This is a genomic window from Bacillus cereus group sp. BfR-BA-01523, assembly GCF_022662615.1.
Lineage (GTDB): Bacteria > Bacillota > Bacilli > Bacillales > Bacillaceae_G > Bacillus_A > Bacillus_A mycoides.
Genome location: NZ_JAKUDX010000009.1, coordinates 149612 through 161694, shown reverse-complemented (window position 1 = coordinate 161694; position 12083 = coordinate 149612). Strand labels below are relative to the sequence as shown.

Below are 12083 nucleotides of genomic sequence, written 5' to 3'. Positions count from 1 at the left end.
ATTCCCATTATATAATGAGTGAGCATTCAGTCAACAGTTTTTTGTTATACAACAACACATTTTTTAATAAAGCTGTTTATTTCGGTGAAACTATAAAGTGAAACTTTAATCAGTAGGAAGCTGTTTATTCCCTACTGATTATTAGCCCTCACCAATCGGGCTTTTACGGGCGGCCCGAATCCCAACCAACTTCTTTGCTTTAACCCAATTTTGAGGTGGGAGTCTTACTGCCCGCAAATAGCGGGATACAATGAAATTTTGATTTGTAAAAAATTGATGGTGAAAAGACCGTGAAGGAGGGAATTTACTTATGTTTTTCTTATCTCTCTTGTTATTAGGCAGCGCTCTCTGGATTACAATCGACCTTTCATATGGGAGAATTGTTCATTTAAAGCGTGTACGTTCTCGTTCTTTCCCTTTACGTCAAAGTGATTTTCGCCTTTATACATATGGAAATGATCTATACGATGCTCTCTTTACTGATATAAAACAAGCTAAACACCATGTGCACGTTTTATTTTTTATTGTAAAAAACGATGATATAAGTCGTACGTTTTTAAAGTTACTTATCGATAAAGCACAAGAAGGAATTGAAGTAAGACTTTTACTCGACCGGTTTGGAAGTCATTATTTATCAAAAGAAGCGATTTACTCCCTACAAAAACATGGTGTCTCTTTTTCATTTTGTCATAAAGTGAAATTTCCTTTTCCTTTCTTTTCTGCAAATCAAAGAAACCATAGAAAAATTACAGTTATTGACGGGAAAATTGGTTATATTGGTGGATTTAACATTGGCGAAGAATATTTAGGGCATAATCAAAGGTTAGGGTTATGGCGAGATTATCATTTACGTCTTACAGGAGAAGGGATACAAGATTTACAAAAACAATTTTTACATGATTGGCTCGACGATACAGAGCAAAATTTATTAGATTCATCTCTTTATTTTCCTACGCAACAACCAGGGACCATTCTACATCGTTTCATTCCTACTGATGGTGCCTATTTACAAAATACATTTTTACATTTAATCGAAAGCGCGAAAAAAGAACTCTTTATCGGTACACCATATTTTATTCCTGGAAAAAAAATTATGAATGCATTATTAAAAGCGCGAAAACGTGGGGTTCAAATAACTATTCTCGTTCCACAAAAAGCTGATCATGCCCTCGTTCGAGAAGCAAAATTCCCATATTGCCGAAAGTTAATACAAGCTGGTTGTAATATTTACGCTTTTCAGCAAGGATTTTTCCACGCAAAAATTATTATAGTAGACGATCATACTTGTGATATCGGAACTGCTAATTTCGATATGAGAAGTATATATATTAACCATGAAATCAATTGCCTTTTATACGATAAACATTTCATACAAGAAGTAAAACGTAAATTCGAGGAAGATTTGGGACGCTCCTCATTACTTTCCTTTGAAGATGTCAGCCCCCTCTCCATTATCGATAGAGGAAAAGAATGGATAGGAACGATACTCGCGTTCTTTTTATAGAGAAATTTCAAGAGCCAAGGAGGTGCATCACATATGATAATTCGATTTGGATATGTCTCACATGCTACGGCATTATGGGAATGTTCGCCTGCCAAAACAATGACATTTACAAGCTGGAAAAAGCTAAAAAAACAAGAGCGTGAAGATAAATTATATAATGTTACACTGCAAAATCTAGAACACACAATACGCATCCTTCATTACAATATTGCACACGAAATTCCATTATATCGTTTATCATCTTCTATCGTCCCGCTTGCAACACATCCTGAAGTTGAATTTGATTACATTCAAATATTTGCTCCACTATGGCGTAAAATAGGAGCATTAATTCAAGAACACAATTTACGCGTAAGTTTTCACCCAAACCAATTCACACTATTTACAAGCGACAAACCACATATTACAACTAATGCAATTACAGATATGACCTATCATTATAATGTGTTAAATGCTATGGGAATTGCAGATTCTTCCTACATTAATATACATGTAGGTGGTGCGTATGGAAATAAGGAGAAGGCAATCGAACGTTTTCATGAAAACATACAAAAGCTCCCTTACCATATAAAAAGACAAATGACTCTTGAAAATGACGATAAAACGTATACAACTTCTGAAACTTTGGCTATTTGTCAAAAAGAAAAAATCCCTTTCGTGTTCGATTATCATCATCACATAGCGAACCTTTGTAATGAACCGCTAGAAGAATTGCTTCCTATGATATTTAAAACTTGGTCACATACAAATGTCCTTCCTAAAGTTCATATTTCTTCTCCTAGATCAGAAAAAGAATTTAGGGCCCACGCAGATTATATTGATTTAGAATTTATTAAACCCTTTTTACACATTACAAAAAAAATTAATCATAATTTTGATATTATGATTGAAAGTAAACAGAAAGATTTAGCAATGCTACAATTAATATGTGAACTATCCTCTATAAGAGGAATAAAAAGAATAAATAGCGCAACATTGCAATGGTAAATTGTAATGTTGCGCTATTTTTTTCAAAAAAAGTAATTTTTCTAGTAAAAAACACCCTATTTTATATGCTATGATTGGAATTAGCATTTTCCACCTGCGATTCAACTTTATTGAAACGGAGTCATAATATGATTAATCAAAAAAAATATGTACACTTTGTCATGATGTATATAATTATATTTTTTCTTTGGATATTCCTTATTCCTAAGAGCTTGAATATAAAAGAAATTGGCATTCTCTTCTTATTTTGTTTTGCTACACTCTTTTCTTGCTATTGCTTATATAAAGCAATTAAGAAGATGAAGCACGGTGACAAACTATTTTGGGTTCTAGTACTATGCACTTGTATATGTGGATTAGCTATGGAGATAACTTTATTTCTTCATTCACTTTCTATATATGATCAAGTCATATTCTCATATAAGGCATTGCCTTTTTTCATCGTACAATATATTTTACTCTTCTCTGGCTTTGCTATAAAGTTTATAAAACATTACTCTATTAGAGGCCTTGCTCAATTTTCATTCGACAGCATCTTTATTGTTATTATGAATATTTATTTTACCTTAACCTTTATTTTAGATATTTCAAGCTTTCGTATGTTAACGAAGGAAGCGTGGATTTTGATTGGGTATTTTATTGCACAATCATTAGTAATTTACGCCGTTATTAGCCTATATAGAAGAGAACAATATTCTTCTAGCAGAATTTCATTAATTATCGGCTTTACTATCATACTTGTGTACGGATATATACATCTGTTTCAATTAAACGCAGGGATGGAAACTTCTTCTGAAGTCTCTTACTTAATACATACTGCTTCAATTTTATTAATTGGTTTGTCTTCCATACTGTACATTTTGGATAAACCAATGCAACATGAAACGAAAACGAAATATTATCGATTCGATTATGTACGCTTTATATTACCTTATTTTAGTATAATCATTACTTTTTCCTTTGCTGTTATTCAGCCTTGGGATGATAAGTTCATGCTAATCGGTCTAGTATTATCACTAGTATTATTATTCCTACGACAACTTTACATGTGGAAAGATAATCAAGTATTAATCGATACGTATGAACAGTTGACTACACAACTAGAAGATGAAGTTGAAGAAGGCGTATCTGCCCTATCAAAAAGTGAACAACGTTATAAATCTTTATTCGAAGATCATCCTGATGCTGTTTTTTCTTTAAATATGAACGGGATTTTTCAACAATCTAATAAGGCTTGTGAAAGTTTATTTACAGCCTATTATTGTGAAGTAACAAGCTATTCTCTTCAACACTTCATTGATCCACAAGATCATGAATTATTGAAGAAATCTTTACAAATTACAAAAGAAGGTAGACCACAAACTCTAGAAATTCGTACAAAAGAAAAAGAAGGCTATTATTATCACCTTCACATTACATTCATCCCTATTTTTATAAATAAAGAAGTTGTTGGGATGTTTGGTATCGCACGTGATATTACAACTTTATATGAAAAACAAAAGCAAGTAGAGCATATGGCTTTCCATGATGCACTTACAGGACTACCGAATCGACGGAAATTCGAAAAAGATTTAAAAACGATTTTAAATCTAGCTCAAAACAACACTAATGACGTTGCGGTTATGTTCCTCGACCTAGATCGATTTAAAAAAATTAACGATCGACTCGGCCATGATGTCGGGGATTTATTATTAATTGAAGTAGCAAAAAGATTACGTGGATGTTTACGTTCAAAAGATATCGTTGCCCGCCAAGGCGGAGATGAATTTACGATTCTATTACCAGATATGTACTCTGAAAAAAGTGCTTCTTTTATAGCTGAACAAATTTTAACTATCTTAAATAAGCCTTACTTTATTAAAGATGAAGAACTTTCTGTTACACCGAGTATCGGAATTGCGATGTACCCTGACTACGGAACCGATGTAACCGAATTAATGAAAAATGCAGATATGGCTATGTATCGAGCAAAAGCTAATGGGAAAAATAGATTCATTTTCTTCTCAAAAGAAATGAGTATTGCGCAAAATGAAATACACTTCCTAGAAGGTGAACTTTCAAAAGCTCTACAACAAAATGAATTTTTCCTTGAATATCAACCACAAGTAAATACAAAAACAAAACAAATTATCGGTTTTGAGGCATTAATTCGCTGGAAACATCCAAAACTCGGAATTGTATCGCCTGCCCAATTCATTCCTCTAGCAGAGGAAACAGGATTTATTATTGAACTTGGTAATTGGATTTTACGTACCGCCTGCTTAGAAGCAAAAAAGTGGCATAACCAAGGATTTTCTCACTTAAAGGTTGGTGTAAATTTATCTGTTGTTCAATTCAATCACGCAGATTTAATATCAACTATTTCAAAAGTCTTGGAAGAAACCGAACTAAAGCCGGAAGCGCTAGATATTGAGATTACAGAAAGTATCGCGATTAATCAAAATCATTCTGTAATTGCTAAACTAGAAGAACTTCAAAATCTTGGTATTCAAATTTCAATTGATGATTTTGGAACTGGTTATAGTTCTTTAGCTTATTTAACGAAATATCCAATCAATACATTAAAAATTGCTCGAGAATTTATTTGTGGAATTACAAATAGCCCTTTAGAAGAAGCCATTATCGCTTCCATTATTACGCTATCAAAAGAATTAAATTTAGAGGTTATTGCGGAAGGTGTAGAAACAGAAGAACAATGGAAGTTTTTACACGAGCAAAACTGTGACCACATTCAAGGATTCCTCTTTAGCAAACCTGTTTCTAGTAAAGATGTTTGGATGTTACTCCATAAAAAAACAACCGTCTAAGTAAGACGGTTGCTTTTTAATACTCAAAAGGCATATCTGAAGCTAATTGTACCTCTTGATCATTATGAGAAATTACTTGGCTTTTCTCTAAAGCTGTATCTGCTAATGAAATACCCCATGCCATCGCTAACGTTAATAGACTACCAATAAGTAGTTTTTTCATATTCCATCACCCACATTTTTCTTTTAATATATCATGAAAATTTATCCATATCGTATGCAATTATGCATATCTATTTTTTAGGTCGTTTTTATTTCTTCATTTTTTTTATAAGCGTTTCTTTATACGCATGCATTTCTAATATATCGAAAAAGAAGCAAGCTTTTTCATAAGCATCTTCAATCTCTGCCCCATCATACTCTAGCTTTTCTAAGCATTCACCTTTTTGATAGTATAACTGTCCAATCAATGCCATACTATTAATTCGACATGATATTTCAATGGCTTTATTTATTTGATAAAGTGCTTCTTCATATTGATTATCTAAGTATAATGTTTTTGCATGATTATGTCTTACCTTCACATCAAACTCTTTATTTTCAGGCAATGCCTCTAATTGCTTTAATATACCTTCAAATAACTCCATACCCTTCTTAAAATAACCATTTTCAGCATAAATATTTGCAATTGCATTTTCTATATAAAGTTTTTGATACACGTCTATTCCAGTTAACTGTTGATTTAGTAGCTTTTTTAGCTCCAGAATACAATATTCATAATCAATCTTCTTTAGCACATACGCGGATACATGATATTGCCATTGAAGAAACTGCTGAAACTCAGGATGATATTCTTCCTTTTTCAGTTCATTCCATACTTTATTATATATTTCTTTATATTTCTTTTGCTTACAAAGCATAATGATTTGATCTTTTAACTGCTTTTTCCTCTCGATATCAGAATAAATGAGTACCTCATAAAAATGAATAATGGGAACTTGTAACTTTGCTGCAATACCTTGCAATATATCCATACTTGGGTATACCGCGCCCGACTCAATTCTGCTCACCTCCGATTGATGACATACATTATCGGAGAGTTGTTTCTGTGTTAATCCTCTCATTCCCCTAATTTTCTTTATTTCGCTTCCTAGTTTTTCTGCGTGCATACTTGCTCACCGTCCCATTATAACAATCTAATTTTTTCAAGTTGTCATACCACTACAATAATGTGAATTCGACAATTTTTGATATGAAATAATGCATAATATATATAAAATTCCGCAAATTCTTCATATAATTCATCTCACATACAATAATAGATTAGAAGTTTTATAGATAAATTATAGAAAACTTGCTCGTGCTTTTCGTTACATTCGGTCTTCTTTATCCTTTATCAGCAGAAGCTGTTCACACCCAAGAATTAGACAAAAATGAAGTAAAAGTTGAAATTGCTCAGCCTAGTTTAACAATAAAAAAATTAACACAACCTCAAAATAATACGAAAAAAATATGGTGAAAAAGTATTTAAAAGATGAGATAAACGAGGCTAAAGCTCAACAAGAGTGAGTGACAACTGAAATGAATGTAGATTCCCAACCTACAAATAAAGAAACAAAAGAAAGTCAAACCGAAGTTCGCCTTGCACAAACTTACGAAAATTATAAAGTATATGGCCAAGATCTTATTGTAAAAGTAGATAAAAATGGAGTAATTACAACTGTTAGTGGTAAAGTTGTCCAAAATTTAGACCAACAACTTAATCTTACTATAACAAATTTTTTGTCGAAAAATGAAGTAAAATCTAAATTACGCGATATACTTCAAATTCTGAGCGATGCGACTGCGACGAAACTTTCTATTGAAATACTTGTTTATAAGAAAAAAGAAGTTTACCACTCGTAGGTAAACTTCTTTTCATATCCATCCCTTTTCTTCCGCAATTGTAATTGCCTCAATTCTATTTTTCGCTTCCAGTTTTGCTAATACTTCCGAAATATAATTACGCACTGTACCAGGCGAAAGATAGAGCATCTTAGCAATTTCATTTGTAGTCTTTCCTTCTTTCGCAAGTACCAGCACTTCTTTTTCACGATCTGATAGCGGATTTTGTTCCTGCCATAAGCCAAACATTAGCTCCTGCGAAATTTCTCGCTTCCCTTTCATGACATTTCGAATTGCTGAAGCTAAATCTTCACTCGGGCTATCCTTTAATAAATACCCGTGAACACCAGTTTTCATTGCCCTTTCAAAATAACCAGGACGCGCAAATGTTGTTAAAATCATTACTTTACAAGATGATTGTTCTTTCTTTAAAATTTCAGCAACATCTAAACCACTTTGGATCGGCATTTCAATATCCATAATACTTATATCTGGCTTTAACGATTCGATTAATTTTAACGCTTCTTCACCATTCGCAGCTTGCCCAACTACTTCAATATCATCTTCCAGATCAAGCAGGGCTCCTAATGCACCACGAAGCATCCGCTGATCTTCTGCAATAATAATTCGAATCATGCCCTCACCTCATCTTTTCCTGTTCTAATTACAATTGGAACTTTCACCGTTAACAGTGTCCCTGGATTGATCGTATCCAGTTCAACTATTCCATCAATAAGGGAAATCCGCTCCTTCATACCTCGAATACCGTTTCCATCATGACTTTGATTTTCCAAACCTATGCCATTATCTTCTACTTTCAAAATCAACTCACCTTGTGATTCTAATATAGAAACTGCACATGACTTTGCCTTACTATGCTTCACGACATTCGTAACAGCTTCACGTAAACACATACCTAAAATATTTTGTTCAATTGGTGATAATGAGCTAGAATTAGCCTCCTGCTTTACTTCTAATTCAATATTGGCAGCTTGCAAAATCGCTTTTATTTGCTCAATTTCTTCTTCCACTGTAATCATACGCATATCAGAAATTAACTCGCGCAGTTGTTTTAAAGCAGTACGAGATGTTTGTGTAATCTCCTTCGCCTCTATACTTGCGCGTTCTGGATTCTTCACAATCAATTTCTCCACAAGCTGACTCTTTAAAGTAATAAGAGATAACGTATGCCCTAACGTATCATGAAGATCTCTTGCGATTCGCTGACGTTCTTCACGTTTTACTAAGTCTTTAATTTGTTCGTTTGCTTCGTTTAGTTGATTTTTTAACATCTTTTTCTGATTAAAATTACGCATTCCAAATGGCGTAAGTAGCATTAAAATAAACATCGGAACGATATTCACTAAACTCGGGATTGTTAGTTGTTTAACATTTATAAATATAAAAGCTCCAAGCATTACAACTAATAAACATAACAACACACGAAATGCCTTCTTACTTGGCGCAAATCCCATCGCACTTGCCGTAAAAAAGCCAAAGAATATCATGAAAGGATTATAAAATACGGCAAATAAACAGGTTAGTATCATTTGAATACACGCCCACAACACGAACGTCCTCTGAACAAAATAAAGTTGACGGTATGTGATAATGAAAACTATCAACATACCGATCCCTATTACAAGCTTCCATCCCGATACTTGTGTTAAATTATAAATTGGAAATAATAAATACACTAACCACATATATGGGAAGAAACCCATATGTTTCGGAAAAAACTCAAACCTCTTCTTCTCTATCATTTATACCGCTTCCTGTCTTTTTCTTATATATATTGATACTACAACAAATATAAGGAAATAACCTCCTAGTACCGCGATATTTTCCCACCCAATCGATTTTCCAGCTACAATGTCCCATGCACCGCTTCCAAAGTGGTATGTTGGTGTCCATTCACCGATAGATCTTAATATTTTCGGGAACACTTCAATTGGCATCCATAACCCGCCAATTACAGCTAGACTCATATTTAAAATATTGGCTAAACCAGCTGCTGCATCCGCCTTCTTAATTGAACCTATTACTGTTCCAAGGGCTAAAAATGGTGTCACGCCTAGTAATAGCCATAATCCGGCACCAATCCATTGGCCTATCGTTAACTCAACATTATTAATTAATATTCCTGCCATAAAAATAACTAAGATTGAAAAAGCATTCACTACTGTTTGAGCAATAATTTTAGCTGCTAAATATGCCCCCTCTGGAAGCGGTGTAATTTTTAACAAATGTGTCCATCCTTGCCCTTTTTCCTGAGAAAGTCTCACACCGAAACTAAAAAGGGCAGTCCCTACAATACTGAAAGTCGCCATTGAAATTAAATAATGTGCTTTCCATGCATCTCCGTTTTGCGGGACTTGAACAACATTTGTAAAGATGTAATAAAACATAACTGGCATTAATAATGAGAAAAAGATGAATAATTTATTGCGGAACGTACGTAAAACCTCTATTTTACATTGCATCCATAATGCTCTCATGCGATTCCCTCCTTCTGATTTGCAACAAACTGTTCAAATGCTTCATCGAGGCTTCCACGTTCAACTGAAACGTCTGTTACAGGTAGATTCCTCTGATAAATTGCTTGTAAAGTGGCATCTGTATCTTCCGTCGTTAAAGTGAAGCGCCCTTCATTTGACTGTACTTCTGTTACATGCGGTAATTCCTTTAGTAAACTCTTAGGAATTTTCTCTTTCGAATAAAACGAGATTGTTTTTCGAGAAATCGTCGCTTTCATCTCATCTGGTGTGCCATCTGCGATAATCTTTCCGTTCGCAAATAATAAAATTCGATCTGCTAGCGCATCCGCTTCTTCTAAATAATGTGTTGTTAAAATAATCGTTTTCCCTTCACTTGCTAATTTTCTAATCGTTTCCCAAAACGTTTTTCGAGATGTTATGTCCATCCCTACAGTTGGTTCATCTAAAAATAACAACTCTGGATTCCCTGCAAGTGCCAGCGCAAAATTTAACCTTCTCTTTTGGCCACCCGATAATTTCTCACATCTTTGCTTTCTTTCTGGTTCTAAGTTTGACAACTGCAGTAATATTTCTTTCTCTACAGGATTCGTATAATAACTACGGAATAACTCAATTGCCTCTTCTACCGTGATACTATCAATTACACTTACTTCTTGTAGCATCGCACCAAGGCTATTACGAACATCTCTATGCTTCGGACTCTTTCCAAATATAGAGACATTCCCCTCTGTCGGATCTTTTAATCCGAGCATCATTGAAATTGTCGTTGTTTTCCCCGCACCATTTGGACCGAGTAATGCTACTATTTGCCCTTTATTTACATGAAATGAAACGTTATTTACTGCTTTTTTATGTTTAAATGTTTTAGAAACACCATTTACTTCAATAATCTTTTCCATCTCTCCACCCCCGCCGTTTCTTATATTTACATTGTATGTTCTGGAAAAGTTAGGAAACAGTATGATGCGTCATGACATCAATATGACAATTGTCATGTATTCTTTATGAGAGGAATCAACCCGCATACCGCACGCGAGTAGCAGTACAAAAATAAACATGATACAATCGGATAAGACATATATTCGAGGAAGGACAGTGGTTTTCATGATTATTCGTAATGAACAAGATTTAGAAGGTTTACGAAAAATCGGCCGCATCGTTGCACTTGCACGCGAAGAAATGAAAAAGCAAGCGAAGCCAGGTATGACAACGAAAGAGCTTGATTTAATTGGTAAAAAAGTATTAGATGAGCACGGTGCTATTTCAGCGCCTGAAAAAGAATATAAATTCCCAGGTGTAACTTGCATTAGTGTAAACGAAGAAGTTGCTCACGGCATTCCAAGCGATCGCGTATTAAAAGAAGGCGATTTAGTAAACGTAGACGTATCGGCCGCACTTGACGGATATTATGCAGATACAGGTATCTCATTTGTTCTTGGCGACGATGAAGAAAAAGAAAAACTTTGCCAAGCAGCAGTAGACTCATTTTGGGAAGCAATGAAAAAAGTAAAAGCTGGCTCAAAACAAAATCAAATTGGTCGTGCTGTTTCTAACTTTGCACATAAAAATGGATATAATGTAATCCAAAACTTAACTGGTCACGGCATTGGTCTTAGCTTACACGAAGCCCCAAATCACATCTTAAGCTACTATGATCCAATGGATAATGCACTTCTAAAAGACGGCCTTGTTATCGCTGTAGAACCATTCATCTCTATGAAAGCTGATCATATTATTGAGCGCGGTGATGATGGTTGGACATTCGTTACACCAGACAAAAGCCTTGTTGCACAATGTGAACATACAGTTGTCGTAACACGCGGTGAACCGATTATTCTAACAGAAATCTAAAATAAAAAACGATCGATTTGTAGATTTCTTCTACTAAAACGGTCGTTTTTTTCACTTTTGGAAAATATATGAAATGTTATTGAACTCTTTATCATTTAAGTATATAATCTTTAGCGGAGGTTATTCATCATTATCTTTAACAAAAGATGATATCACTATAGTTTGAAATACCTTCTTTTTTATTATGTAAAATAACTTCAAAAATGACCGGAAAAATGATTTAGTCGAATATTCTAAACACCTTATATTCGTCTAATATGTAAGGAACAATAATACCTAAGCTTCGGTCCACTAAGCGTACAACTCTCTTTTGACAAAACAGATAACTATGTTCAAAGTACATATTGTCTTCATCCTGACCAAAATCAACCCTATCTAGATTTTTATTTCCACATAACTTTAAGGCGAAAAACTGGCCTTCACAATGGGATACATTACTTTGGTTAGCATGTATCGTAAAACTTACCTTTATAACCATTCTTTTTTACCAACTTTACATGAAAATCATCTCACATATAAAGGGCTGATATCGTTCCTTTTATCAGTGTTTTTTCGACATTTTTTGTCGAATTATGCATATTTCATTCCATATAACTGTTTGAATATGCATTT

Annotated in this window: 11 protein-coding genes; 5 read left to right on the top strand and 6 right to left on the bottom strand. The window is 34.0% G+C overall.

The features are described from left to right. Nucleotides 1-310 precede the first annotated feature (310 nt). The 3 genes from cls (at nt 311) to MR066_RS20905 (ending at nt 5298) form a co-directional block, all read left to right on the top strand. The gene (gene cls, locus MR066_RS20915; protein ID WP_242248408.1) at nt 311-1504 is read left to right on the top strand and encodes a cardiolipin synthase; all 1194 of its coding nucleotides are present in this window, start codon (nt 311-313) and stop codon (nt 1502-1504) included. A gap of 33 nt (nt 1505-1537) precedes the next feature. After that, a complete protein-coding gene (uvsE, locus tag MR066_RS20910) occupies nt 1538-2491 on the top strand; it encodes a UV DNA damage repair endonuclease UvsE (RefSeq protein WP_242248407.1) in 954 nt (317 codons plus the stop codon). A gap of 128 nt (nt 2492-2619) precedes the next feature. Then, a complete protein-coding gene (locus MR066_RS20905; RefSeq protein WP_242248406.1) occupies nt 2620-5298 on the top strand; it encodes a DUF4084 domain-containing protein in 2679 nt (892 codons plus the stop codon). Nucleotides 5299-5314: 16 nt separating this feature from the next. On the opposite strand, the gene MR066_RS20900 is transcribed toward MR066_RS20905, so the two are convergent. Both MR066_RS20900 and MR066_RS20895 read right to left on the bottom strand, forming a co-directional pair. Next, complete coding sequence (locus MR066_RS20900; protein WP_002068556.1) at nt 5315-5461, bottom strand: quorum-sensing peptide PapR; 147 nt, start codon at nt 5459-5461, stop codon at nt 5315-5317. 88 nt (nt 5462-5549) lie between these two features. Next, a complete protein-coding gene (locus MR066_RS20895) occupies nt 5550-6407 on the bottom strand; it encodes a helix-turn-helix domain-containing protein (RefSeq protein WP_044438295.1) in 858 nt (285 codons plus the stop codon). A 412-nt stretch (nt 6408-6819) separates the two neighbouring features. Here MR066_RS20895 and MR066_RS20890 point away from each other — a divergent pair, with 412 nt between their 5' ends. Continuing rightward, on the top strand, nt 6820-7143 hold the full coding sequence (locus tag MR066_RS20890) for a bacillolysin (RefSeq protein WP_002166402.1): 324 nt from the start codon (nt 6820-6822) through the stop codon (nt 7141-7143). A gap of 12 nt (nt 7144-7155) precedes the next feature. Here the strand turns inward: MR066_RS20890 and MR066_RS20885 are convergent, their stop codons facing one another. The 4 genes from MR066_RS20885 to MR066_RS20870 are packed head-to-tail and all read right to left on the bottom strand — an operon-like array spanning nt 7156 to nt 10519. Next, complete coding sequence (locus tag MR066_RS20885; protein ID WP_219300806.1) at nt 7156-7758, bottom strand: response regulator transcription factor; 603 nt, start codon at nt 7756-7758, stop codon at nt 7156-7158. After that, nucleotides 7755-8885: a sensor histidine kinase gene (locus MR066_RS20880; protein WP_242248405.1), complete on the bottom strand. Its 1131-nt coding sequence runs from the start codon at nt 8883-8885 to the stop codon at nt 7755-7757. The genes MR066_RS20885 and MR066_RS20880 overlap by 4 nt, the downstream gene beginning before the upstream one ends. Next, nucleotides 8886-9620 (bottom strand): ABC transporter permease, encoded by a 735-nt coding sequence (locus MR066_RS20875; RefSeq protein ID WP_016093649.1) that lies wholly within the window; start codon nt 9618-9620, stop codon nt 8886-8888. After that, nucleotides 9617-10519: an ABC transporter ATP-binding protein gene (locus MR066_RS20870; protein WP_016102315.1), complete on the bottom strand. Its 903-nt coding sequence runs from the start codon at nt 10517-10519 to the stop codon at nt 9617-9619. The genes MR066_RS20875 and MR066_RS20870 overlap by 4 nt, the downstream gene beginning before the upstream one ends. A 157-nt stretch (nt 10520-10676) precedes the next feature. Between MR066_RS20870 and map the strand changes: the two genes are divergently transcribed. Next, entirely contained in the window at nt 10677-11471 is a 795-nt protein-coding gene (map, locus tag MR066_RS20865; protein WP_061673820.1) for a type I methionyl aminopeptidase, read from the top strand. The last annotated feature ends 612 nt before the right edge of the window (nt 11472-12083 follow it).

Bases quoted from the DNA above. Each gene is read 5' to 3' on its own strand.
- uvsE (WP_242248407.1), top strand. From the start codon at position 1,538: ATGATAATTCGATTTGGATATGTCTCACATGCTACGGCATTATGGGAA.
- MR066_RS20900 (WP_002068556.1), bottom strand. From the start codon at position 5,461: ATGAAAAAACTACTTATTGGTAGTCTATTAACGTTAGCGATGGCATGG.
- cls (WP_242248408.1), top strand. From the start codon at position 311: ATGTTTTTCTTATCTCTCTTGTTATTAGGCAGCGCTCTCTGGATTACA.
- map (WP_061673820.1), top strand. From the start codon at position 10,677: ATGATACAATCGGATAAGACATATATTCGAGGAAGGACAGTGGTTTTC.
- MR066_RS20880 (WP_242248405.1), bottom strand. From the start codon at position 8,885: ATGATAGAGAAGAAGAGGTTTGAGTTTTTTCCGAAACATATGGGTTTC.
- MR066_RS20870 (WP_016102315.1), bottom strand. From the start codon at position 10,519: ATGGAAAAGATTATTGAAGTAAATGGTGTTTCTAAAACATTTAAACAT.
- MR066_RS20895 (WP_044438295.1), bottom strand. From the start codon at position 6,407: ATGCACGCAGAAAAACTAGGAAGCGAAATAAAGAAAATTAGGGGAATG.
- MR066_RS20890 (WP_002166402.1), top strand. From the start codon at position 6,820: ATGAATGTAGATTCCCAACCTACAAATAAAGAAACAAAAGAAAGTCAA.
- MR066_RS20905 (WP_242248406.1), top strand. From the start codon at position 2,620: ATGATTAATCAAAAAAAATATGTACACTTTGTCATGATGTATATAATT.
- MR066_RS20875 (WP_016093649.1), bottom strand. From the start codon at position 9,620: ATGAGAGCATTATGGATGCAATGTAAAATAGAGGTTTTACGTACGTTC.
- MR066_RS20885 (WP_219300806.1), bottom strand. From the start codon at position 7,758: ATGATTCGAATTATTATTGCAGAAGATCAGCGGATGCTTCGTGGTGCA.